This window comes from Streptomyces sp. NPDC005483 (assembly GCF_040606035.1).
Lineage (GTDB): Bacteria > Actinomycetota > Actinomycetes > Streptomycetales > Streptomycetaceae > Streptomyces.
Map to the genome: position 1 here is coordinate 255,391 of NZ_JBEXEA010000004.1, position 23,602 is coordinate 278,992.

General features: G+C 72.1%; 21 protein-coding genes, 1 other RNA gene and 2 pseudogenes. 14 read left to right on the forward strand and 10 right to left on the reverse strand.

All coding sequences use genetic code 11. From position 1 onward, the window contains the following. Positions 1-27: 27 nt before the first annotated feature. The 3 genes from ABZT06_RS10160 to ABZT06_RS10170 form a co-directional block, all read right to left on the reverse strand. Complete coding sequence (locus ABZT06_RS10160; protein ID WP_355737708.1) at positions 28-930, reverse strand: N-acetylmuramoyl-L-alanine amidase; 903 nt, start codon at positions 928-930, stop codon at positions 28-30. Between the two features lie 22 nt (positions 931-952). After that, positions 953-1,606, reverse strand: coding sequence for a class I SAM-dependent methyltransferase (locus ABZT06_RS10165; RefSeq protein ID WP_355738272.1), 654 nt, complete (start codon positions 1,604-1,606; stop codon positions 953-955). Between the two features lie 378 nt (positions 1,607-1,984). After that, complete coding sequence (locus ABZT06_RS10170; protein ID WP_355737711.1) at positions 1,985-3,718, reverse strand: MFS transporter; 1,734 nt, start codon at positions 3,716-3,718, stop codon at positions 1,985-1,987. 145 nt (positions 3,719-3,863) lie between these two features. Between ABZT06_RS10170 and ABZT06_RS10175 the strand changes: the two are divergent. The 3 genes and pseudogenes from ABZT06_RS10175 (at position 3,864) to ABZT06_RS10185 (ending at position 6,708) form a co-directional block, all read left to right on the forward strand. Beyond that, positions 3,864-5,317, forward strand: a pseudogene (locus ABZT06_RS10175) (MFS transporter). 51 nt (positions 5,318-5,368) lie between these two features. Beyond that, on the forward strand, positions 5,369-5,908 hold the full coding sequence (locus tag ABZT06_RS10180; protein WP_355737714.1) for a SigE family RNA polymerase sigma factor: 540 nt from the start codon (positions 5,369-5,371) through the stop codon (positions 5,906-5,908). Then, on the forward strand, positions 5,908-6,708 hold the full coding sequence (locus ABZT06_RS10185; RefSeq protein ID WP_355737717.1) for a hypothetical protein: 801 nt from the start codon (positions 5,908-5,910) through the stop codon (positions 6,706-6,708). The genes ABZT06_RS10180 and ABZT06_RS10185 overlap by 1 nt, the downstream gene beginning before the upstream one ends. 123 nt (positions 6,709-6,831) lie before the next feature. Here the strand turns inward: ABZT06_RS10185 and ABZT06_RS10190 are convergent, their stop codons facing one another. Next, a complete protein-coding gene (locus tag ABZT06_RS10190; RefSeq protein ID WP_355738275.1) occupies positions 6,832-7,464 on the reverse strand; it encodes a response regulator transcription factor in 633 nt (210 codons plus the stop codon). A gap of 199 nt (positions 7,465-7,663) precedes the next feature. Next, positions 7,664-9,019 (reverse strand): sensor histidine kinase, encoded by a 1,356-nt coding sequence (locus ABZT06_RS10195; RefSeq protein WP_355737720.1) that lies wholly within the window; start codon positions 9,017-9,019, stop codon positions 7,664-7,666. Positions 9,020-9,289: 270 nt separating this feature from the next. Between ABZT06_RS10195 and ABZT06_RS10200 the strand changes: the two genes are divergently transcribed. The 3 genes from ABZT06_RS10200 to ABZT06_RS10210 are packed head-to-tail and all read left to right on the forward strand — an operon-like array spanning position 9,290 to position 12,215. After that, positions 9,290-10,147 (forward strand): MaoC/PaaZ C-terminal domain-containing protein, encoded by an 858-nt coding sequence (locus tag ABZT06_RS10200; RefSeq protein ID WP_355737723.1) that lies wholly within the window; start codon positions 9,290-9,292, stop codon positions 10,145-10,147. A 31-nt stretch (positions 10,148-10,178) separates the two neighbouring features. Continuing rightward, positions 10,179-11,255: a Zn-dependent alcohol dehydrogenase gene (locus ABZT06_RS10205; protein WP_355737726.1), complete on the forward strand. Its 1,077-nt coding sequence runs from the start codon at positions 10,179-10,181 to the stop codon at positions 11,253-11,255. 9 nt (positions 11,256-11,264) lie between these two features. After that, on the forward strand, positions 11,265-12,215 hold the full coding sequence (locus tag ABZT06_RS10210) for a 3-oxoacyl-ACP reductase (RefSeq protein WP_355737729.1): 951 nt from the start codon (positions 11,265-11,267) through the stop codon (positions 12,213-12,215). A 57-nt stretch (positions 12,216-12,272) separates the two neighbouring features. Here ABZT06_RS10210 and ABZT06_RS10215 read toward each other — a convergent pair whose 3' ends face one another. Continuing rightward, a complete protein-coding gene (locus ABZT06_RS10215; protein WP_355737732.1) occupies positions 12,273-12,425 on the reverse strand; it encodes a hypothetical protein in 153 nt (50 codons plus the stop codon). 96 nt (positions 12,426-12,521) lie between these two features. Then, a complete protein-coding gene (locus tag ABZT06_RS10220; RefSeq protein ID WP_355737734.1) occupies positions 12,522-13,829 on the reverse strand; it encodes a hypothetical protein in 1,308 nt (435 codons plus the stop codon). Between the two features lie 187 nt (positions 13,830-14,016). Between ABZT06_RS10220 and ABZT06_RS10225 the strand changes: the two genes are divergently transcribed. The 3 genes from ABZT06_RS10225 to ABZT06_RS10235 are packed head-to-tail and all read left to right on the forward strand — an operon-like array spanning position 14,017 to position 16,766. Further along, positions 14,017-14,856 carry a Nif3-like dinuclear metal center hexameric protein gene (locus ABZT06_RS10225; protein ID WP_355737736.1) on the forward strand — a complete coding sequence of 280 codons (840 nt, stop codon included), beginning with the start codon at positions 14,017-14,019 and terminating at the stop codon, positions 14,854-14,856. After that, positions 14,853-15,596 (forward strand): C4-type zinc ribbon domain-containing protein, encoded by a 744-nt coding sequence (locus ABZT06_RS10230; protein WP_355738278.1) that lies wholly within the window; start codon positions 14,853-14,855, stop codon positions 15,594-15,596. The genes ABZT06_RS10225 and ABZT06_RS10230 overlap by 4 nt, the downstream gene beginning before the upstream one ends. Positions 15,597-15,608: 12 nt before the next feature. Further along, on the forward strand, positions 15,609-16,766 hold the full coding sequence (locus ABZT06_RS10235; protein WP_355737739.1) for a bifunctional RNase H/acid phosphatase: 1,158 nt from the start codon (positions 15,609-15,611) through the stop codon (positions 16,764-16,766). Here the strand turns inward: ABZT06_RS10235 and eda are convergent. Both eda and yaaA read right to left on the reverse strand, forming a co-directional pair. Next, positions 16,749-17,402 carry a bifunctional 4-hydroxy-2-oxoglutarate aldolase/2-dehydro-3-deoxy-phosphogluconate aldolase gene (gene eda / locus ABZT06_RS10240; RefSeq protein ID WP_355737741.1) on the reverse strand — a complete coding sequence of 218 codons (654 nt, stop codon included), beginning with the start codon at positions 17,400-17,402 and terminating at the stop codon, positions 16,749-16,751. The two genes, ABZT06_RS10235 and eda, sit on opposite strands and share 18 nt — an antisense overlap. Before the next feature lie 63 nt (positions 17,403-17,465). Then, positions 17,466-18,248: a peroxide stress protein YaaA gene (gene yaaA / locus ABZT06_RS10245; protein WP_355737744.1), complete on the reverse strand. Its 783-nt coding sequence runs from the start codon at positions 18,246-18,248 to the stop codon at positions 17,466-17,468. Between the two features lie 63 nt (positions 18,249-18,311). Here yaaA and ABZT06_RS10250 point away from each other — a divergent pair, with 63 nt between their 5' ends. From ABZT06_RS10250 to rnpB, 5 genes and pseudogenes are all read left to right on the forward strand, one after another. Next, positions 18,312-19,760 carry an RNB domain-containing ribonuclease gene (locus ABZT06_RS10250; protein ID WP_355737747.1) on the forward strand — a complete coding sequence of 483 codons (1,449 nt, stop codon included), beginning with the start codon at positions 18,312-18,314 and terminating at the stop codon, positions 19,758-19,760. A gap of 112 nt (positions 19,761-19,872) precedes the next feature. Continuing rightward, positions 19,873-20,451 carry a Uma2 family endonuclease gene (locus tag ABZT06_RS10255; protein WP_355737750.1) on the forward strand — a complete coding sequence of 193 codons (579 nt, stop codon included), beginning with the start codon at positions 19,873-19,875 and terminating at the stop codon, positions 20,449-20,451. 48 nt (positions 20,452-20,499) lie between these two features. Further along, positions 20,500-21,327 (forward strand): AraC family transcriptional regulator, encoded by an 828-nt coding sequence (locus ABZT06_RS10260; RefSeq protein ID WP_355737753.1) that lies wholly within the window; start codon positions 20,500-20,502, stop codon positions 21,325-21,327. Between the two features lie 18 nt (positions 21,328-21,345). Then, a pseudogene (locus tag ABZT06_RS10265) lies at positions 21,346-22,128 on the forward strand (DMT family transporter); the annotation flags it as partial. Between the two features lie 166 nt (positions 22,129-22,294). After that, positions 22,295-22,699, forward strand: an RNA gene (gene rnpB / locus ABZT06_RS10270) — RNase P RNA component class A. A gap of 101 nt (positions 22,700-22,800) precedes the next feature. Here the strand turns inward: rnpB and ABZT06_RS10275 are convergent. After that, on the reverse strand, positions 22,801-23,598 hold the full coding sequence (locus tag ABZT06_RS10275) for a hypothetical protein (RefSeq protein ID WP_355737756.1): 798 nt from the start codon (positions 23,596-23,598) through the stop codon (positions 22,801-22,803). Between the last annotated feature and the right edge of the window lie 4 nt (positions 23,599-23,602).

Consider the following 23,602-nt stretch of genomic DNA (forward strand, 5'->3'; position numbering starts at 1 on the left):
CGTACGACGGGTTCAGCGCCCTGATCGTCACCCGCGCAGGAATCTCACGATTCCCTCAGAGATCCCTTGCGCCGCCTTCTGCCGCCACGCCTTGCTGGTGAGCAGCGCCGCGTCCTTGCTGTCGCGCATGTTGCCGCATTCGATGAACACCTTGGGAACCTTTGACAGGTTGAGGCCGCCCAGGTCGGTGCGGGTGTCGAGACCGGTGCCGTGGCCGATGTAGTTGGAGGGTCTGGTGTGCGTCGCGTGGCCGAAGTCGGTCGCGATCAGTTTCCCGAGTTCGGCGGAGGGGGCGGCGATCCGGCGGGTGTCGGCGATGCCCTTGTGGACGCGGCCCGGAAGGATCACGTGGTAGCCGCGCTGCCCGGCGCCCGCGCCGTCCGCGTGGATCGACACCACCGCGTCGGCCTTCGCCTTGTTGCCGATCCTGGCCCGCTCGTCCACACAGGGGCCGAACGGCCGGCCGCCGTCCTGCGTCAGTTTCACCGTCGCGCCCTGCCGCTCCAGCAGGGTGCGCAGCCGGTGGGCGACGTCGAGGGTGAACTTGGCCTCCGCGTAACCGGAGTTGGTCGACGTCCCCGTCGTGTCGCACTCCTTGCGGTTGGTGCCGATGTCCACCTTGCGGTTGATCTCGGCCGGGTGCCGGAAGTTGGTGAGGTTGTGCCCCGGGTCGATGACGACGACCTTGCCCCTGAGTGAGGCGGACGGTGCCTTGTCGTCGGCGGTGGTGGAGGAGGCGGTCGGCGGAGCGCTCGCCCGCGGACTCGCCGCGGCCGCCGTCCCGTTGCCGTCGGCCGCCCCGCTCACCCCCTCGTACACCAGCCACCCGAGCAGCGCGCCCGGCACGAGCACGGCGAGGGAGAGGGCCAGCGGCCGACGCCGGGGGCGGCGGGGCTGGGGGGTCTCGAATTCAGGGCCTGCGTACGACACGACTGCGACTCTAGCCCCGCCCTCAGATCCCCGCCCGCGTCCGCCGCAACACCCGCAGCGAGTCGGTTGCCGAGACCTCCGTGAAGGCGCCGGAAGCAAGGGCCCGGAGGTACACGCGGTACGGCGCCTGACCGGTGAACTCGTCCTCCGGCTCCGGGAACACGTCATGGATGACGAGCAGCCCGCCCTCGGCCACGTGCGGGGCCCAGCCCTCGTAGTCGGCGTTCGCGTGCTCGTCGGTGTGACCACCGTCGACGAAGACCAGGCCGAGAGGGGTGCCCCAGATCTTCGCGATCTGCGGAGAACGGCCGACCAGGGCGACCACGTGCTCCTCCAGCCCGGCCCGGTGGAGGGTCCTGCGGAAGGTCGGCAGCGTGTCCATCACCCCGAGCTCGGGATCGACGGTCTCCGGATCGTGGTACTCCCACCCCGGCTGCTGCTCCTCGCTGCCGCGGTGATGGTCGACGGTCAGTGCGGTGACCCCGGCCTCCCGGGCCGCGGCACCGAGCAGGATCGCGGAACGGCCGCAGTACGTTCCGACTTCCAGAAGCGGCAGCCCGAGCCGTCCCGCGTCCAGGGCGGCCGCGTAGAGGGCCAGTCCCTCGCCGACCGGCATGAACCCTTTCGCGGCCCCGAAGGCGGCCAGGATCTCGGGCTTGGGTGCGGCCGCGGCCATGGGGTTCCTCTCGGTCGTACGTGTGGGCAGACGCCGTACGACCGCCATGCCGCCGTACGCCCCTCCGGACCCCATGCTGCCGCACCCTCCGCCCGAGGGGGGACAGGGGGTGAGGAACGTACGGCGAAGGCGGGGCGGCAGGTGGCAGGGGGCGTCGTCAGGAGGACGCCCGCCTTGGTCGTCGGGCGGGCCGGACCGAACCCCGGCCTCGCGGCCGTTTCCGACGGTGCCGCGGGTGGGTGCGGGTTCGACGGGCGCGAGCACGCTTCGGGCGGGCACGCAGTGGGCCCCGTCGGTCCTACGGCCTTCCAGGCGCCCCCGACGCGACGCGCCCCCGCCCCGGGTGCGGGGCGAGGGCGCGGTCAGGCGACTTTTCGGTCAGGCCGTGACCGTCTCGCCCGGCAGGGCCAGGTCCAGGTCGACAGGGCGGTCGTCGCCCGTGTGGGTGGCCGAGGAGGCCAGGGGGCCGTGGCCGGTGGCGCGGGCGGCGAGGACGTAGGCGCCCTGGGTGGGGACGGCAAGGACGTACGAGCCGTCGTCGGCGGAGAGCGTGGCGCCCGCCTGCCGGCCCCGGCGGTCGATCAGCGTGACCTTGGCGCGGGCGACGGGAGTGCCGGAGGCGTCCAGGACACGGCCACGGAAGCCCCGCAGCACCTCCTCGGCGCGCTCGATGGCCGCCTCCTCCTCACTGGTGGCCCGGAGCTGCGGCGCCTTGTTCGGCTTCGGCAGGAACAGTGCCATCAGGAGGCCGACGGCCACCGCACCGGTCGCGATGAGGAAGGACACCCGGAAGCCGTGCATGGTCGGCACCGCGACGCCGCCGACGTTGTTCGCCGTGTTCGCCAGCACCATCCCGATCACGGCGCTCGACACGGACGTACCGATGGAGCGCATCAGGGTGTTGAGCCCGTTCGCCGCACCCGTCTCCGACGCCGGCACCGCGCCGACGATCAGGGCGGGCAGCGAGGAGTAGGCGAGCCCGATGCCGGCGCCGAGGACCACCGCGATCACGAGGCTCTGCCAGGCCGCGCTCATGAGGCCGAGGCCCGCGCCGTAGCCGATCGCGATGATCAGCATGCCGAGGATGAGGGTGACCTTGGGGCCGTACTTCGCCGACAGCCGGGCGTAGACCGGCGCCGTGAGCATCATCGTCAGACCCAGCGGAGCGACCAGCAGGCCCGCGGTGACCATCGACTGGCCCAGGCCGTAGCCGGTCGCCTTGGGGAGCTGGAGGAGCTGGGGAAGGACCAGCGAGACGACGTAGAAGGAGACACCGACCATGATCGACGCCAGGTTGGTGAAGAGGACGGCCGGGCGGGCCGTGGTGCGCAGGTCGACCAGCGGGGCCTTCAGTCGCAGCTCCATGACGCCCCACAGGACGAGCACGACCGCGGCGGCGGCGAAGAGGCCGAGCGTGGTGCCCGAGGTCCAGCCCCAGTCGCTGCCCTTGGTGATCGGCAGCAGGAAGAGGACGAGACCGGTGGAGAGGCCGATCGCCCCCAGGACGTCGAAGGTGCCTTCGGCGCGCGCCGGGGACTCCGGCACGACGAGGAGGGTGAGGACGATCGCGAGGGCGCCGAGGCCCGCGGCACCGTAGAAGAGGGCGTGCCAGTCGGCGTGCTGCGCGATCAGGGCCGCGAGCGGCAGTGCGAGGCCGCCGCCGACGCCGATCGAGGAGCTCATCAGGGCCATGGCCGAGCCGAGCTTCTCGCGCGGCAGCATGTCGCGCATCAGGCCGATGCCGAGGGGGATCGCGCCCATGGCGAAGCCCTGGAGGGTGCGCCCGGCGATCATCGTGAGCAGGTCGCTGGTGAGGGCGCTGACCAGGGCGCCCACGACCATCACGGCGAGGCTGAGGATGAGCAGCCGGCGCTTGCCGTACAGGTCGCCGAGGCGGCCCATGATCGGGGTGGCGACGGCGCCCGAGAGCAGGGTGGATGTCAGGACCCAGGTGGCGTTGCTGGGCTCGGTGTCCAGCAGCTGCGGCAGGTCCTTGATGACCGGGACGAGCAGGGTCTGCATCACCGCGACCACGATGCCCGCGAAGGCGAGCACCGGGACGACAGCGCCGGACGCTCTCCGGGTGGGCTGGTCGGTCGGCGTGTGCGTCATGTGAGGAAGGCCTCCGGGCCTGGAAGATCGGCTTACGTGTGGCTTGAACTACGTATGCATGGGCAACTATTCCGATGCTTCGGCATACTAACGATTTCTTTATATTCTCTTGGGAAAGCGGAGCCGGGTTGAGACCATGGCGGCCATGCTGGAAGCCGCCGAAGTCGCCCGCAGATCCCGCCGCACCCGGTCGGCTCCGCCCGCCTGGCTGGTGGTGGCACTGGCGTGCGCGGGCCAGTTCCTGGTCGTCCTCGACGTGTCCGTCGTCAACGTGGCGCTGCCGTCCATGCGCGCCGACCTGGGCATGAGCGCATCCGGACTCCAGTGGGTCGTCAACGCGTACTCCATCGCCTTCGCCGGGTTCATGCTCCTCGGCGGCCGGGCCGGTGACCTCTACGGCCGCAAGCGGATGTTCCTGGTCGGCCTCGGCCTGTTCACGGTCGCCTCGCTGGCCGGCGGCCTGGCCCAGCAGGGCGGGGAACTGCTGCTTGCCCGGACCTTGCAGGGCCTCGGCGCCGCGGTGCTGGCCCCCGCGACCCTGACGATCGTCACCTCCGCCGTCCCGGAGGGGCCCGCGCGGGCCCGGGCCATCGCCACCTGGACGGCCGTCGGAGCAGGCGGCGGCGCGGCCGGGGGCTTCGTCGGCGGACTCCTCGTCGACACCCTGTCCTGGCGCTGGGTGCTGCTGATCAACGTGCCGGTCGGCGCGGTGGTCCTGCTGGGCTCCCTGCTCTGGCTGACCGAGAGCCGTAGCGGGGACGGACGGCGCCTCGACCTGCCGGGAGCGCTGCTGGTGACCGGCGGACTGGCGGTGCTGGCCTACGGCATCTCGCAGACCGAGGCCGAGGGGTGGACGGCGGCCGCCACCCTGGTCCCGCTGGCCGTCGGGCTCGCGCTGGTGGCGGGCTTCCTCGTCGTCGAGTCGCGTACGACGGCCCCGCTGATGCCGCTCGGCCTGCTCAGGGTGCGCGCGGTGGCGTCGGCGAACGCTGGGGGTGCCCCCTCTGGGGGAGTTCCTGAGCGGCTCCCAGTGCCGAAGGCAGCCTGTTCTGCACGTGGTACTTCATCACGCTCTACGCTCAGAACGTCCTCGGATACTCCCCGCTCGAAGCCGGGCTCTCCATGCTGCCGAGCTCCCTGGCGATCGTGCTCGGATCCAAGCTCGCGCCCCGCCTCATGCACCGGCTCGGGGCGCGCCGGGTGGCGGCTCTGGGGACGCTCGTCGCGCTGACCGGCTACGGCTGGCAGTCGACGATGACCGCGGACGGCGGCTACCTCACCTCGATCATGGGACCCGGGATCCTGATGATGCTGGGCGCGGGTCTCGCCTCGACCCCGCTCGCCTCGCTGGCCACGTCGGGGGCGGCACCGGGAGAGGCCGGGCTGGTGTCGGGGCTGGTCAACACCTCGCGCACGATGGGCGGTTCGCTGGGGCTCGCGGTCCTGTCGACACTCGCGGCGGCCCGGACGGGGGGTGCGGGCTCGCCGGAGGCGCTGACGGAGGGGTACGCGCTGGCCTTCCGGGTGGGGGCGGGGGTGCTGCTCTGCGGGCTGGCGCTGATGGTGGTGTGGCTGCCTAGAAGAATTCCTGCCGGGTGAGGCAACGGTCCGGGCCGCTCATGGACTCCTTCAGACATCTAGGAGGTGCCCATGGGGGATCGGAAACAGGCTCGGGACGAGGAGTTCCAGAGCTTTGTCATCGGCCGCTGGCCGCGGCTGATGCGGACGGCATTTCTCCTCACGGGGGAGCAGCACGCCGCGGAGGACCTGGTCCAGACGACGCTCGAACAGGCCTATGTGGCCTGGCGCAGGGTCGGCTCGGCGGACGATCCGGAGGCGTATGTACGGCGCGTGATGATCAACGCGCACGCGCGCAGGCACCGCAGGAGGCTCAAGGAGTTCCTGGCGCGGGGGGACGACTCGGGCCTGGTGCGCGAGATCGCCGACACCGGTGACCGCATGGCCCAGGCCGACGACCGCGGGGCCCTGCTGACGGCGCTGGCCCAACTGCCGCCACGGCAGCGGGAGGCGGTGGTCCTGCGGTACTGGGAGGACCTGACCGAGACCCAGACGGCCGAGGCGATGGGCTGCTCGGTCGGCTCGGTGAAGAGCAACGCGGCCAAGGGGATCGCGAAACTTCGCGCCATACCCGGACTGGCCGACATGGTGACCCAGGGAGGGCGGAAGTGATGAGCGCGGACCGGGAGAAGAGCCACCACATGAACGACAGCGACATCGCCCTCCTGCTGGCCGACGCCGCCGACGAGGTCGAGATCGGCATAGCCCCCTACCAGGCCGTGCTCCGCGGTGGCCGCAGGCGCCGGGCCCGCCGCTGGGCGGTGGCCGCGGCCACGGCACTGGTGCTCGCGGGCTCCTCCGCGACGCTCGCGGTGGCGGGGCTGCCGGGCGGGGACGGCGGGCAGGTGGCGACCCGGCCGTCCGTCCCGGCCGCCGCCGACCCCTCCAAGGCCCTGCGCACCACGCTGGCGACCGGCACCGACCAGGGCACCGAGTGGCGGGTCCTGATCGACGTGTGGTCGGCCCCGCGGGACGAGAAGCAGGCAGAGGCCCAGCGCGCCGCCATGGCCTCGCGCGGTGAGACCCCGCCGGACGCCCACAAGGCCTCCGACCTCATCGGCAAGGTCACCTACTTCGTCCACCGTGCCTACGGCGACAGGACCACGAAGGTCATGGAGAACACGGTCCCCGAGTCGGACACCATGACCGGCACCGACCTCATCTCCGGCTCGCTCCCGCTCCAGCCCGACGCCAAGGCGGACGTACGGCTCGTCATCGGCTACGTCGCCAAGACCGCCCAACGCGTCAACTGCACCTGGACGAACGAGACGGCGACGGTGGTGGAGAAGGCCGGCTCCGCGACCGGCACCGACGTCCCGGCGATCCGGTCGGCGGCGGGCTCCCCCTACAACTGGTTCGTGTGCCTGGCACCGAAGGGCGCCGACTACAAGACGGCGGAGGTGATCGGGTAGGGAGCCGTATCAGGTTCAGGGCGCGGAGCGCCCGCACCGCTGTCGACATCGCCGAGGCGATGCCAACGCGTGTGCCGGTGATCGCTGGTCGGGGTGGTGTCTGTGGGATCGGGGTGCGTTAATTCAAAGCCACCCCTGCTGCCGGGCCGCCCGTACCGCCTCCATCCGGTTGCGGGTGCCCGTCTTGCCGATGGCGGAGGAGAGGTAGTTGCGGACGGTGGACTCGGAGAGGTGGAGCCTGCCGGCGATGTCGGCGACCGTCGCGCCGTCCGTGGACGCCTTGAGGACATCGCACTCGCGGGCGGTGAGGGGGTTCGGGCCGGCGCTCAGGGCGGCCGCGGCGAGGGTGGGGTCGATCACGGTCTCGCCGGTCAGCACCCGGCGGATCGAGACCGCCAGCTCCTCCACGGGACCGTCCTTGACGAGGAAACCGGCGGCACCCGCCTCCATGGCCCGGCGGAGGTAACCGGGTCGTCCGAAGGTGGTCAGGATCAGCACCCGGCAGTCCGGCGCCTGGTCGCGCAGTTCGGCGGCGGCGTCCAGACCGCTCATGCCCGGCAGCTCGATGTCGAGCAGCGCCACGTCGGGGCGGTGGACGAGCGCCGCGTCCACGATCGCGTCCCCGGCCGCGACCTGGGCCACGACCTCGATGTCCGGCTCCATCCCGAGCAGCAGCGCGAGCGCCCCGCGCATCATGCCCTGGTCCTCGGCGAGCAGCACACGGATGGACTTGGCGGCCCGGTGCTCCCGGGGCATCTCGTTCACGGCCCAAGAGTAGGGCGCGTCGGGGGGAGCGGTGGGGGTGCGACGTCGTTGCGCCGGAGCGCGCGGCTCACCGTCCTCATTGCCAACGGGCCGCTGCCCGAGCCGCCCGCCGCGCCGCTCGTCTCCTGCTCCCGCGCCGCGGCCTCCGCCGCATCCTTGAGAACCGAAGAGGGGACGGACCTGTACGGCGTCACCCCGCCACCTCGCCGATCCGGGCCGCGCGCACCGCCCCCGTCGGCTCCCCGGACGGCTTCGGCGCCACCGACTCGACCGGCAGCTCGGCCCGCACCACGAATCCACCCCGTGGCCCCGGACCTGCCTCCAACGACCCGCCGGCCGCGGCCAGCCGCTCGGCGAGCCCCTTGAGACCGGTGCCGCCGACGACCGGGATGGACACCGTGCCGGCGTTCTCACCCCCGCACTCACCCAGGGTCGGCGCCGTGCCCGCCGCCGTCCCCCGGCCGTCGTCCCAGATCCGCAGCCGTACCCGTTCCGCCGAGCCCTGCACGGAGATCTCGCAGCGCTCCGCCCCGCTGTGCCGCACCGCGTTGGTGACCGCCTCGCGGACCACCCAGCCCAGCAGGGCCTCGGTCTGGGCGGCGAGCGGGTGGCCGGAACGGTGGACGACCGGCTCGATGCCCGCGGCGCGCAGGGCCGAGGCGGCCCGGTCGAGGTCCGTGCTGAGGCTGCCCTCGCGGTAGCCGGTCACCGCCTCGCGGATCTCGGTGAGTGCCTGGCGGCCCACCGACTCGATGTCGGAGACCTGGACGAGCGCCGCGTCCAGATCGCGGGGGGCGAGGCGCCGGGCCGCTTCCGACTTCACCACGATCACCGACAGCGTGTGCCCGAGCAGGTCGTGCAGATCGCGGGAGAACCGCATCCGCTCCTCCTCGACCGCACGCCGGGCCAGTTCCTCGCGGGCCTCCCGCAGCTGCCGTACCGCCTCCGAGAGGGACATGATCGCGGCCGTGACCATCGTGGAGATCCAGGTGGCGTACGCGGTGTCGAGTCCGCCCCAGCCGTCGCGGAAGACGGAGGCCGCGCCGGCGACCACGGTCACCACCGCGCCCACCCACCGCAGGTGAGGCAGCCGCACGACCGCGCCCGTCGCGAGCCCGAACAAGGGGAAGAACAGCAGCCAGTTGCCGCCGTATCCCATCGCCAGACCGCAGGTGACCAGTCCCATCAGCACCAGGGCCACCCGAGTGGAGACCGCGTCCCGGGTCTGCTTGTGGAAGGCGCGGAAGGCGACGTAGATGTAGAGCGAGTTGAACGTGAGCAGCCCCAGGCCGCCGATCCACGGGTTGGAGGCCTCGCCCTGGAAGAGGTCGGAGAAGGCGCCCATCCCCAACAGCAGCCACGGCAGCAGACCGAACCCGCTGCCCAGGCCCGCCTTCGTGTGGACCTCCCCGGCCTTCTCCGCGGCCTTGTACTCGGCGTTGAGGCGCTTCTTGTTCGCCTTGTAGTACCGCTGGTGCTTCCGCGCCTCGCGGACCCCCTCGCGGATCTCGTCCACGCGGCACGAGAGCTTGTCCCCTGTTGTCATACCGGCGACGCTACGTCTCGCGGACCCCGCCCGGCAGATGTGCGTGTACGGACTTGGGCAGTACAAATGTCACGGTGCCGGAACCCGGGCGAGACCGCTCCTGACGACTCACCTGACACGCCGTCAGGAGCCTTCACAACTGCGGTGCGCTCGGCTATACAGAGGTCGCCGGACTGGAACGCGTTCTAGATCGGCCCGCGACGACCTCGGTGCGGCCGACGGTGCGGACGGCCGTACCGAGGTCTTGACCGAGCCCCTGTCAGGAGCCGTATGCCCATCGACGCAGCCAAGGCCCTCGCCGCCGAACCCCGGACCGGCGAGATCTCCTGGAACTCCAAGGACGTCCAGCTCTACCACCTCGGCATCGGAGCGGGCGTTCCCGCCACCGACCCCGACGAACTGCGCTACACCCTCGAGTCCCGGTTGCACGTCCTGCCGAGCTTCGCCACGGTGGCGGGCTCGGGATCGCCGGGAGTGATCAGCGGCTTGTCCATGCCCGGCGTCGACGTCGATCTCGCCAAGGTCCTGCACGGCGGCCAGTCACTGGTCAACCACCGCCCCCTCCCCGCCCAGGGCACCGCGACCGCCACCCACCGCATCGCCGCCGTGTACGACAAGGGCAAGGCGGCCGTCCTGGTCATGCGCACCGAAGTCGCGGACCCTGAGGGCCCGTTGTGGACCAACGACGCCCAGATCTTCGTACGGGGAGAGGGCGGCTGGGGTGGCGACCGGGGCCCCTCCGCCCGCCTCGAACCCCCCACCGGTGAACCCGACCGGACCGTGGAGCGGCCCATCCGCGAGGACCAGGCCCTCCTCTACCGCCTCTCCGGCGACTGGAACCCGCTGCACGCCGACCCGGAGTTCGCCAAGGTCGCCGGGTTCGAACGGCCCATCCTGCACGGGCTGTGCACCTACGGCATGACGCTCAAGGCGGTCGTCGACACGCTGCTCGGCGGGGACGTGACCCGGGTGCGGTCGTACGGCACCCGGTTCGCCGGAGTCGTGTACCCGGGGGAGACCCTGCGGATCCGTATGTGGCACAGGCCGGAGTCCACCAGGGTCGCCGTCAGTGCCGTGGAACGCGACGACGCGCCCGTCCTCGCCGACACCGTCGTCGAACACTCCTGAACCCAGAACGCCGTACGAGGGGAGCCGCACCATGCGCGCAGCCGTACTGCACGAGATCGGCCAGGAAAAGCTCGAAGTCCACGACGACGTCGAGGCGGTGGGCTTCGGGCCCGGCAGGGTCAGGATCCGGGTGCGGGCCACGGGGTTGTGCCACTCGGACCTGTCCGCGATGGGCGGGGTCCTGCCGCAGCCGGCGCCCTTCGTCCCCGGGCACGAGGGAGCGGGCGAGGTCCTCGAAGTCGGGGAGGGCGTCAGCCACTTGAAGGTGGGCGACCGGGTCGTCGTCTGCTGGCTGCCCGCCTGCGGAGCCTGTCCCGCGTGCAAGCGCGGCCAGACCGAGCTGTGCCTGGCCGGGTTCATGAACGCGGGCACCCCCAACTTCCGGCGCCCCGGCGGTGATGTCTTCGGCTTCGCGGGCACCGGCACCTTCGCCGAGGAGGTCGTCGTCGACGCGGGCTGCGCGGTGCCGATACCCGACGACGTGCCCTTCGACATCGCGGCACTGATCGGCTGCGGGGTCACCACCGGACTCGGTGCCGCGCTCAACACGGCGGACGTGGAGGCCGGTTCGTCGGTCGCCGTCATCGGCTGCGGCGGGGTCGGCATCTCCGCCATCCAGGGCGCGCGGCTGAAGGGCGCCGCCGAGATCGTCGCCGTCGACCCGGTCGCCTCGCGCCGCGAGGCCGCGCTGAAGTTCGGCGCCACCCGGGCCGTCTCCCCGGACGAACTCGCCGACGCCAAGCAGCAGGTCACCGCCGGCGAGGGCTTCGACTACGTCTTCGAGGTCGTCGGCAGGTCGGCGACCGCCCGCACGGCCTACGAGAACACCCGGCGCGGCGGCACCCTCGTGGTCGTCGGCGCGGGCGCCATGGACGACTTCCTCCAGCTCAACATGTTCGAGCTGTTCTTCGACGAGAAGCGCATCCTGCCCTCCATGTACGGCGGCGGGGACGTCCTGCGCTCCTACGAGCGGACCATCGCCCTGTGGCGGGCCGGCCGCGTCGACCTGGACGGCCTGATCACCCACCGGGTGCCGCTGAGCGAGATCAACGAGGCGCTCGACCAGATGCGCACCGGGGCCTCACTCCGCACCTGCATCGAGATCTGAGGGGCCGCAATGACCGTGCCACAGCCACTCGAGGGGCTCGCGGCGATCGTCACCGGCGCCGGCCGGGGACTGGGCCGGGCCGAGGCACTGGAGCTGGCCCGGCTCGGCGCCGCCGTGGTCGTCAACGACTACGGGCAGCCCGGCCGGGACGGCTCCGGCGAGGCCGACGCGGGCCCCGCCGAACAGGTCGCCGAGGAGATCCGGGCCGAGGGCGGACAGGCCGTCGCCCACATCGGGGACGTGGGGGACCACCGACAGGCGGGAGAACTGGTCGGGTTGGCGATCGCCGAGTACGGCAAGCTCGACATCCTCGTCAACAACGCGGGCATCCTGCGCGACCGCATGGTCTTCTCCATGACCGAGGGCGAGTGGGACGCCGTGATCCGGGTCCACCTCAAGGGCCACTTCAACACCACCCGGTTCGCGGCCGCGCACTGGCGCGAGCGAGCCAAGGCGGCGGGCGGGCCGGTGTACGGCCGTATCGTGAACACCTCCTCGGAGGCGTTCCTCGCCGGGTCCGCCGGACAGCCCAACTACGCGGCCGCCAAGGGCGGGATCGTCGGACTCACCACCTCCACGGCCCTCGCGCTCGCCAAGTACGGCGTCACCGCGAACGCCATCTGCCCGCGCGCCCGCACCCGGATGACCGAGGACGTCTTCTCGGGAGCGGGGTTCGAGCAGCCCGAGTCGGGACTCGACCCCCTCGCCCCCGAGCATGTCGCTCCGCTCGTCGGCTACTTGGCCTCACCGGCCGCCGAGCGCGTCAACGGCCAGCTGATGGTCTTACACGGAGGGATGGTCGCCATCGTCGAACGACCGCGGGTACAGGCCAAGTTCGACAGCAAGCAGGACACGTTCACCTACGACGAACTGGACGCGCTGCTCACCCCGCACTACGCGCGGCGGCCGGCCGGGGAGACGTTCGCTGCGGCCGAAGTGCTGGGCCTCAAAAGGGAGTAGAGACGAAACGGCCCCACCCCTTGCAGTAAGGGCGGGGCCGTGTGTCGTCGTCTGCGCTCAGGCCGCGGCCTCGGTCTGCTCGACCGACTTGCGGTGACGGCCACGCGGGGCCGTGTCGCTGTCCTGGACCGAGACCGGACCCCGGTGCTTACCGTGGCCCGTGCGCTCCTGGACGTCGGCAGTCGACTGCTTCGTGCTGGCGTCGCTCATGGAAGTAATTCACCCCGTCAACATGATCTTTCTTACAGCGGGGGGAGTTTAACCGGCACACCACAGGGCGAATCCAGGCGGCCGGGCCAACCGGCACTACTTCGTTACAAGATTGCCCAACGGGGCCTGCTGCAAGGGCACAGGGCGTGCCACGACGGGCTCCGGAGGGTCCGGTTCGGGCGACTGCGCGACCGTACCGCCGCCGCCTTCCGGACCCTCCGGGCCCGCATCCCCCGCCCCCGTAGCCCCCGTTCCCCCCGGCCCCTCCGCCTCCCCGCCGAGGGCCCCGTTCCCCGAGGCCGCCGCCCACCGCGCCACCCCGCACGGCGCGTCCGCGGTGGCGTACGGCAGGAGCAGCTCCCCGTTCTCGGTCCACAGCCCGGCACCCGTCAACCACCCCTCGGGCGCCCGGAGATGGAGGATCTGTCGGGCGGCGGGCCGCCACACGCCCAGCCAGCTGCCCATCGGGCCGTCGACGCGCAGCGCCACCCCGCAGCCCTCCGGCATCAGCACCTGCCCCGGCTGGATCGCGAACGGCGTCACCGCGCAGTCCGGGACCCGCAGGCACTCCGGGAAACGCACCGGCAGCGTGCTGCCCAGCACCCCCCAGCCCAGCCGTGCGCGCCCCGGCGAGGGCGCGTCCGAGGAGATGAGCAGCAGCCCGCTGTCCGGGGCGGCCAGCAGCAGTCGGTCGTCGCTGCCGTCGGTGATCTGCAGCAGCGGCGACACCTCCCCGCCCCGCTGCAGATCGACCACGACCGCCTTGGTCCGCCCCCCAGTCTCCCGGTCCAGGGCCAGCATCCGCCCGGTCCGGTCCAGCCACACCCCGCCCGAGCAGCGCCCCGGGATCTCCGCGAGGTGCTCCGGCCCGAAGGCACCGCCCGCCACCAGCCACACGGCACTGGAGCGCGGGCCCACGGCGAGGGCGTACGCCTTCTCGCCGCCCGGCGCCGGTGGCAGCAGTCGCAGAACCGTCCCGTCCGCCGGGCACTCGACCGCGCCCAGCGGCAGTTCGCCCGTCTGCGGCCCGGTCGGGTAGAGCAGCCGGAAGACGTGCCGCCCGTCGGTGAACCGCCTGATCAGAACGCGCCCGTCGCCCATCGGCTGCACCTCGGTGCCGGGCTCCTCGGGCTGGTTGCCGGGCAGCGGCACCGCATAGGGCTCGGGACCGTCCAGAGTCCAGCGCTCCGGGAACCAGGAGTCGCCGTCCCGGGCGAGGCGGGCCGCGTAGGAGCCGTCGACGGTGATCACGCACTCCGTCCGCGGGGCCTCGCCGTACTCGCTGATCGCGGGCCCCGTCCGCGGCGGCCCCCCTTCCTCGGTGATCGCGCCCTCCGTCGTCGAGGTCTCCCCGCCCCCGTTCTCCTCGTTCGCCGCCGCGGGTTCGATGGCACAGGCCGTCATCGTCCGGTCACCTCCAGTGACGAAAGTAGTTTTCGCGCGCCCAGATGTGGGACGGGCCGGCTCCCGCTTCACACAAAGGGGTGGCACAGGAACGATTCGCCTGAGGAAAACGGGGCGACTGTGCTGACCGGGACGGCGGTGGGCGGCTCAGGTTCAGAGGGAGAGACCAGGCAGGTAGCCTTTCCCCGTGCCCCGTCTGTCTGAAGTCATCGCCGCGCTGGAGAACCTGTGGCCCGCCGAGCGGGCCGAGTCCTGGGACGCGGTCGGCACCGTCGTGGGCGAACCCGACCAGGAGGTCACGCGGGTCCTCTTCGCCGTCGACCCGGTCCAGGAGATCGTCGACGAGGCGGTACAGCTGGGCGCGGACCTGCTGGTCACCCACCACCCCCTCTACCTGCGCGGTACGACGACCGTGGCGGCCTCGCACTTCAAGGGCCGGGTCGTGCATACGTTGATCAAGAACGACATCGCCCTGCACGTGGCCCACACCAACGCGGACACCGCCGACCCGGGCGTCTCCGACGCGCTCGCGGGCGCCCTCGACCTCCGGGTCGTACGGCCGCTGGTGCCGGACCCGACGGATCCGTCCGGACGCCGGGGCCTGGGGCGCGTGTGTGAGCTCGACCCCCCGACCACGGTCCGCGAACTCGCCGCGCGAGCCGCCGCCCGCCTGCCCGCCACCGCGCAGGGCATCCGCGTGGCGGGCGACCCCGAGGCCACCGTCCGCACGGTCGCCGTCAGCGGCGGCTCCGGCGACAGCCTCTTCGACCAGGTCCGCGCGGCCGGTGTCGACGCCTTCCTCACCGCGGACCTGCGCCACCACCCGGTGTCAGAGGCCCGTGCCCACAGTCCTCTCGCGCTGCTCGACGCGGCGCACTGGGCCACCGAGTGGCCCTGGTGCGAGCTGGCCGCCGCCCAGCTCGACGAGATCTCCGACCGCCACGGCTGGAACCTGCGCGTGCACGTCTCCAAGACGGTCACCGACCCCTGGACCAGCCACTCCCCTTCACCTGGAGCCCCCAACTGAACGCCGCGCCCGCCGACCAGATCCGACTCCTCGACGTCCAGGACCTCGACGTCCGCCTCCAGCAGCTCACCCACAAGCGCAGGTCGCTGCCCGAGCACGCCGAGATCGAGTCGCTCACCAAGGACGCCACCCAACTGCGCGACCTGCTCGTTGCCGCCCAGACCGAGGAGAGCGACACCGCCCGCGAGCAGACCAAGGCCGAGCAGGACGTGGACCAGGTGCGCCAGCGCTCCGCCCGCGACCAGCAGCGCCTGGACTCCGGCGCCGTGACCTCCCCCAAGGACCTGGAGAACCTCCAGCGCGAGATCACCTCCCTCGCCAAGCGCCAGGGCGACCTGGAGGACGTCGTCCTGGAGGTCATGGAGCGTCTGGAGTCCGCGCAGGAGCGGGTGGCGGAGCTGACCGGGCGCGTCACCTCCGTCCAGTCGAAGATCGAGGATGCGACCGCCCGCCGGGACGCCGCCCTCGAGGCGCTGGACGGCGAGATCGCCTCGGTGACCAAGGAGCGCGAGGTCATCTCCGGTTCCGTCCCCGCCGACCTCCTCAAGCTGTACGACAAGCTCCGCGAGCAGCAGGGCGGCATCGGCGCGGCCAAGCTGTACCAGCGCACCTGCCAGGGCTGCCGCCAGGAGCTCGCCATCACCGACATCAACGAGATCCGCGCGGCCGCGCCCGACACCGTGGTGCGCTGCGAGAACTGCCGCCGCATCCTGGTGCGCACGTCCGAGTCCGGCCTGTAAGGGGCGTCGGGCGTGCGGGAGTTCATCGTCGAGGCCGACGGCGGTTCGCGGGGCAACCCCGGGCCGGCCGGCTACGGCTCCGTGGTGCTGGACGCGGCGACGGGGGAGACGCTGGTCGAGACGTACGAGTACCTCGGCGTCGTCACCAACAACGTCGCCGAGTACCGGGGGCTGCTGGCGGGCCTGCGCGCCGCGCACGACCTGGACCCGTCCGCCTCCGTGCACGTCCGCATGGACTCCAAGCTCGTCGTCGAGCAGATGTCGGGGCGCTGGAAGATCAAGCACCCCGACATGAAGCCGCTGGCGAGGGAAGCGGGGCGGGTCTACCCGCCCGGGCAGGTCACGTACGAGTGGATCCCGCGCGAGCAGAACAAGCACGCGGACCGGCTGGCGAACGAGGCGATGGATTCGGGGGCGTCGGCGAGTTCGGTACGGAAGCTGTCCTCTGCTGAGGCCGTGGCTGACGTGCGTGCCCCCAAGGACGAGGCCGACGTACGTGCCGCCAAGGCCGTGGCGAGCCCCGGTTGGGCCCCGGCCGACATGGGCGCGCCCGCCGTCTTCGTGCTCCTGCGGCACGGGGAGACACCCCTGACCCCCCAGAAGCGGTTCTCGGGAAGCGGCGGCACCGATCCCGCACTCTCCGACATCGGCAGGGAACAGGCCAGGAGGGCCGCCGAAGCCCTGGCCGAGCGGGGCACGATCCAGCACATCCTCGCCTCGCCGCTGACCCGTACGAGGGAGACCGCCGCCGCCGTGGCCGACCGGCTCGGTATCGAGGTCACCGTCGAGGACGGCCTGATCGAGACCGACTTCGGCGCCTGGGAGGGCCTCACCTTCGGCGAGGTGCGCGAGCGCTACCCGGACGACCTCACCACCTGGCTGTCCGACCCGGAGGCCGAACCCACCGGCGGCGGCGAGAGCTTCGCGGCCACGGCGACCCGGATCGCGGCGACGAGGGACAGGCTCGTCGCGGCGTACGCGGGCCGCACGGTCCTGCTGGTCACCCACGTCACGCCGATCAAGACGTTCGTACGCCTCGCCCTCGGCGCCCCGCCCGAGTCCCTGTTCCGCATGGAACTCTCGGCGGCCTCGATCTCGGCGGTCGCGTACTACGCCGACGGCAACGCGAGCGTGCGGCTCCTCAACGACACGTCACACCTGCGGCCCTAGCCGGGAAGCCTCCCGGGCCAGCTTCTCGACCCGCGCCCAGTCCCGCGCGGCGATCGCGTCCGCGGGCAGCATCCAAGTGCCGCCCACACAGCCGACGTTGGGCAGGGAAAGGTACTCGGGGGCGTTCGCGGCCCCGATCCCTCCCGTCGGACAGAACCGCGCCTGCGGCAACGGCCCGGAGAGCGACTTCAGATACGCCGTACCGCCCGCGGCCTCCGCCGGGAAGAACTTCATCTCCGTCACCCCCCGCTCCAGCAGCGCCACGACCTCCGAGGTCGTCGACACCCCCGGCAGGAACGGCACCCCGGACCCCCGCATCGCCTCCAGGAGTACGTCTGTCCAGCCCGGACTGACGAGAAAGCGCGCGCCGGAGGCCACCGAGTCGTGAACCTGGTCCGGCGTGAGGACGGTGCCCGCACCCACCACCGCGTCCGGCACCTCCTCCGCGATCGCCCGGACGGCGTCCAGCGCGACGCGCGTCCGCAACGTCACCTCGATCGCGGGGAGCCCTCCGGCGACCAGCGCCCGGGCGAGCGGTACGGCGTCGGAGACGTCCGCGATGACGACGACGGGGACGACGGGCGCGAGGTCGAGCAGCGAGGCATGGGAGGCATGGGAGGCATGCGAGGAGGCCATGGCCTCATCCTGTCGAAGCGATGCACCGTGCGCAAAGGTCGTTGCATATCCTGCAATGGCAGGTCAGTGGATCTCGTCCACCAGCACGTCCAGGGCCCACGCCTGCCCCGCCTTGACGGGCGCCGTCGCCTCCACCACGTACCCGAGCTCCCGCAGCGCCTCCACCAGCTCGGCCGGGCCCTTCGGGGAGACGCCCGCCGACAGCAGACTGCGCACCATCCGCCCCTTCGTCGCCTTGTTGAAGTGGCTGACGACCTTCCGGGTCGGCGCGTGCAGCACCCGCACGGTGGCGGTCCGCCCCGCGACCTCACCCTTCGGCTTCCACGCGGCCGCGTAGGCGGAGGACCGCAGATCGAGGACGAGCCCGCTCCCGGCGGTCTCGGTCAGGACGGAGGCCATCGGTGTCTTCCAGTGCGCGCCCAGCGCCCCGAGTCCCGGCAGCTTCACCCCCATCGAGCACCGGTACGACGGAATCCGGTCGGTCACCCGGACAGCGCCCCAAAGGCCGGAGAACACGAGCAGCGAGCGGGCAGCCCGCCTCTTCGCGGCCGCGTCCAGGGAGGCCAGGTCGAGGGCGTCGTAGAGCACACCGGTGTAGATCTCCCCGGCGGGCCGCGCCCCCGCCGTCCTCAGCTCGACGTTCTTCGCGACCTCGCCCCGCAGCCCCTCGCTCAACCCGAGCACCTCGCGCGCCTTCTCCTCGTCCGCGGCACACAGCTCGACGAGCGCGTCGAGGACGGCCTCCCGGCTCTCGTTGAGCCCCGGCAGCGACAGCGACTCCAGCTTCAGCGGGGCGCCACGACCGGAGGACGCCTTGCCTTCGGAGGGAGGCAGCAGGACCAGCACGGAACATCTCCTTCTGTTGAGCTCCGGACAGCGTACGGGGCCCGATCTGCTTACCCTCGCTGTATGCCCCGCCGCCGCATACGTGTGACCGACGTCCCCCTGCGGACCGCATTCGCCGCCCTGCGCACCGAACTCGGCGTGCCCGCGGACTTCCCGCCCGAGGCGACGGCGGAGGCGGAAGGCGTGCCTGTACTGAAGGGGTACGACGACGCCACCGACGTCCCTCTCTTCACCATCGACCCGCCCGCCTCCACCGACCTCGACCAGGCGATGCACCTCTCCCGACACGGCACCGGCTACCGCCTCCGGTACGCCATCGCCGACGTCGCCGCCTTCGTCGTACCGGGCGGCTTTCTCGATGCGGAGACGCACCGGCGGGCGATGACCCTGTACTTCCCGGACACCCGCGTGCCGCTCCATCCGCCGGTGTTGAGCGAGGGCGCCGCGAGCCTGCTCCCGGACCAGGTCCGCCCGGCCGCCCTGTGGACGATCGACCTCGACGCGGAAGGCCGTACCACCGCGGCCGAGGTCCGCCGGGCCCTGGTCCGCAGCCGGGCCAAGCTCGACTACGAGGGCGTGCAGCGGGCGATCGACTCGGGGACGGCGGAGGAGCCGCTCGCGCTGCTCCGTGTAGTCGGCGAGCTGCGGGAGCGGCTGGAGGCCGAGCGCGGCGGCATCTCCTTGCGGGTCCCCGAACAGGAGATCGTCGAGAGGGACGGCACGTACGAGCTGACGTACCGCGCCGGGGTGCCCGCCGACGGCTGGAACGCCCAGATCTCCCTGCTCACAGGCATGGCGGCGGCGGACCTGATGCTGGCGTACGGCACAGGGGTCCTCCGGACGCTCCCCGCCGCCCCCGACGGCGCGGTGGGCCGCCTGCGCCGCACCGCGCACGCCCTGCACATCGACTGGCCGCACCATGTGTCGTACGCGGCGCTGATCCGTTCCCTGGACCCCTGGATCCCCCACCACGCGGCCTTCCTCCAGGAGTGCACGACGCTGCTGCGGGGCGCGGGTTACACGGTCTTCCGGGACGGCGTCCTGCCGGACATCACCACCCACGCGGCGGTGGCCGCCCCGTACGCCCACTGCACGGCCCCGCTGCGGCGCCTCGCCGACCGGTACGCGTCGGAGATCTGCCTGGCGGCGGTGGCGGGGGAGCCGGTGCCGGAGTGGGTGGGGGCCGCGCTGGACGCCTTGCCGGGGGAGATGTCCGAGGGCGGCCGACGCGCGGGCGCGGTCGAACGGGCCTGCGTCGACCTCGTCGAGGCGGCGCTGCTGAAGGACCGGGTGGGGGAGGTGTTCGACGGCTGCGTCGTGGAGGTGGAGGAGCGCCGTCCGGACGTGGGCACCGTGCAGTTGGAGTCCCCGGCGGTCATCGGCCGGATCGACGGGGAGGGGCTGGTGCTGGGGGAGCGGCTGCGGGTGCGGGTCGTGGGGCCGGATCCTGGTCCTGGGGCGTCTGCGGGGACGTCTCCGATGGCTGCGAAGGTGCGTTTCGCGCCTGCCTGATCGCGTGTTCAGGCACCGGTCGTGTGCCACGATCGAGGGAACGGTTCCCGATCGCACGGACAGGTGATCTTCGATGTCCCAACCTGGTGAGCGACAGAAGGAGGGGCGTGACATGAGTGCCGTGGCCCATGAGCCGCTCACGCCGGCTGAGGGACTGCTGGAGATCTTCCTGGCCCTCGACACCCCGGAGGGCTTCCGGGCTGAACTGATCGAGGGGGAGATCGTTGTGACGCCGCCGCCGGATGGAGATCACGAGGACTGCATCGGGCTGATCGTGAACCAGGTGATCAGACGAGCCCAGACGGATATGCAATTCTCCGGCAACAAGGGGCTCAAGCTGCGAAGCGGAGGCGGCTGCCCGAAGAATCACGTGATCCCGGACGGCACGTTCGCCCCTGCTGAGCGGCGGCTTTACCGGGGTGCCGACTCCTGGATGCCCTGCGACGGAGTCGCCATGGTCCTGGAGGTGACGTCGACCAAACCCGAGGCGGACCGCGAGGCGAAACGGCGTTGCTACGCCCGCGGCGGCATCCCGCTCTACCTCCTCGTAGACCGCGAGGCCTCGTCGCTCACCCTGTTCAGCGTTCCGGAGAAGGACGATTACCGGGAACACTGCACCCGTTCGTTCGGCAAGCCGATCTCTCTCCCCGACCCGTTCGCCTTCGACCTGGAGACTGCGGACTTTCTCTGACCGCCACGGCGTTGCACCCTCTGAGCAAGACGGACAGGGGGACGGACCGTGGCGGAACAGGCACTGTGGACCAGGGCACGGCTGGGCCGCTGCGGCCCCCCGCTCGACCTCCTGACCGCCCGCTTCGACCGCCACGTCTACGCCTCGCACACGCACGAGCAGTTCAGCATCGGCATCTGCGTCGGCGGCTCCGAGGTCATCGACTACCGAGGCGACCACCTCCGTCCAGGCCCGGGTTCCATCGTCGTCCTGGCCCCCGGCGAAATGCACACCGGCCGCCCCGCAGCCTCCGACGGCGGCTACGCCTACCGCGCCCTGTACCCCGACCCTTCCCTCCTCACCGAAGGCACCCTCGGCGGCGGTCTCCCGTACTTCCCCGAGCCCCTCCTCGACGACCCCGAACTCGCCACAGCCCTCAGCCGCGCCCACACCGAACTGAGCGCCTGCCCCGACCCGCTGGAGACGGAGTCCCGCCTCCCGTGGCTGCTGACGGCCCTCGCCCGCCGCCACTCCACGGCCCGCGCGACGAACGACATGGTGCCGGGCGCCGCCCACATCGCCCACGCGGTACGGGACCGTCTGGCCGACGACCTCCTGGAGCCCCCCTCCCTCGCCGAACTGGCGACTGCTTTGGGCCTGTCCCGCTACCAACTCCTCCGAGCCTTCCGTACGACGATGGGGATACCCCCGTACGCCTGGCTGGCGCAGCACCGGGTGCACCGGGCCCGCGGACTACTGGAATCCGGACTCAAGCCGGCCGAGGTCGCGGGCCTGGTGGGCTTCGCCGACCAGGCGCACCTGACCCGCTGGTTCCGGCGGGTCCTCGGGGTCACCCCGGCGGCGTACCGCAACAGCGTTCAAGACGGCCGCCGCTGACGTGGCGAACATAGCCGCATGACTGCACGCGGCTGGTTCCTGTTCTCCCTGATGGGAGTGGTCTGGGGCATCCCCTACCTGCTGATCAAGGTGGCGGTGGATGCCCCACTGTCCCCGTCGATGGTGGTGTTCACGCGCTGCGCGCTGGGCGCGGCCCTGCTCCTGCCCTTCGCGATACGGCAGGGCGGCCTGCCTGCCGCCGTTCGAACCCACTGGCGCCCGATGCTGGCCTTCGCGTGCATCGAGATCATCGGCCCGTGGTGGACCCTGACCGACGCGGAACGCCACCTGTCCAGCTCGACAGCGGGCCTGCTGATCGCGGGCGTCCCGATCGTAGGAGTGGCCCTGGCCCGCTTCTTCGGCGAGACGGAGAGGCTGGGAGTGCGGCGCGTCGTCGGGCTCGGCCTGGGCCTGGCCGGCGTCGGAGTCCTCACGGTCCCGCACCTGACCGGCGGGGACGCCCGCTCCCTGGCCGAGGTCCTGGTGACGGTGATCGGCTACGCGACGGCCCCGCTGATCGCCGCGCGCTACCTGAAGGACGTCCCGACCCTCCAGCTCATCGCCCCCTGCCTGGCCCTCGCGGCCCTGGTCTACGCCCCGGCGGCGGCGATGACCTGGCCGTCGGCGATGCCCTCCCCCTCGGTCCTGACCGCGCTGGCCACCCTGGGCGTGCTCTGCACCGCGGTCGCCTTCGTGGCCTTCCTGGAGCTGATCAAGGAGGCCGGTCCGACGAGGTCGACGGTGTTCACCTACGTCAATCCGGCGGTGGCGGTGGCAGCGGGCGCGATCTTCCTGTCCGAGCCCCTGACGGCGGCCATCGTCGCGGCCTTCACCCTGATCCTGGCGGGTTCGGTACTGGCGACCGCCGCCCGCCCGGCGTCGAGTCACCCTGGGGGCGAGGCCGCGGGCGGGACCCCGGCCGGGCAGAGGCGAGGCGTGCGCCCGGTAACATGGTCGACACGGCAGACGAGCCGGGCGGACGGCCGCGTGAAGTCCCTCAGGGGGCTTCCCGAGGAACGTCCGGGCTCCACAGGGCAGGGTGATGGCTAACGGCCACCCGGGGTGACCCGCGGGAAAGTGCCACAGAAAACAAACCGCCCGGTGCTTCGGCACCGGGTAAGGGTGAAACGGTGGTGTAAGAGACCACCAGTGCCCAGGGCGACCTGAGCAGCTAGGTAAACCCCACCCGGAGCAAGGTCAAAAGGGGCCACCGTAATGGTGACCCTGCGGGGACGTTCGAGGGCTGCCCGCCCGAGTCCCCGGGTAGACCGCACGAGACCGGCGGCAACGCCGGTCCTAGATGGATGGCCGTCTCCCCGGCCGCCGCGAGGCGACCGGGCGACAGAACCCGGCGTACAGCCCGACTCGTCTGCCCGTAGGGTCCATAGGAGTGGCCGATGAGCCTCGCCGCCCGGCTGACGCGCGTACTGACCGCCTCGGACTCCGCACTCAACGACCTTGTGTCCGTGCGGGTCAGAGCGCGTCGATGGCGCTCACCTTCCAGCCGTCGGCTGTACGGGTCAGCGTCATCCGCACCCGGTTCAGGTCCACCCGGGAGCCTGAGACCTGAGTGCTCTTGGTCACCTGGTTGACGAAGAGGAGGATCACGGCCCGGTCCGCCGAGGACGACACCACGGAGGCTGCAGGGGAGCCGCCGGTGGGCTGCGCCACCGTCGCTTTCACCACCCCGTGGTACTTCCTGGCCGTCGGCCCGACCACCGTCGTGGTGGTCTTCCGGTATGTGTCGCGGAAGTGCCCGGTGAGCCGGGCGCGGGCCGCGGCGAAGTCGCGGTCCAGATGCCGGTAGTCGTACGACAGCACGACGGGCGCCGCCTGCCGCGCGGCCGTGAGCGCCTGCACCCGGGCCTGTTCGGCCCGCACGTCCTCCCGATAGCGCCACCCGAGCAAGCCGACCGCGACCAGGCCCGCGGCGAGCAGGACGCACAGGACCGCGTTGAGTCGCCGCAGCGGACCGCGCCGCGTCGCCGTACCGGGGCCGGGCTCGTCCTCCTCCTGCGGCGGGTGCTCCCCGAAGGACTCCGGCGAGGGCTCGGGCGGGTCTTCCCAGCCGTCCTCGTCCGCGGCCTCGACGAGCACGGTGCGTCCGGGGGCCGGCGCCTCGGGCCGCCCCGGGGCCTCCTCGTCGGTGGCCGCCGGGCCCGGCTCGCGGTGGCCGCGCTCCGCGCGCTTGGCCGCCGCGCGGGCAGCCGCGGTCATGGTGCGCCGGGTGCCGGGTCCGGAGCCGCTGCCTCGGGTGGTCGTCTTCGCCACGGTC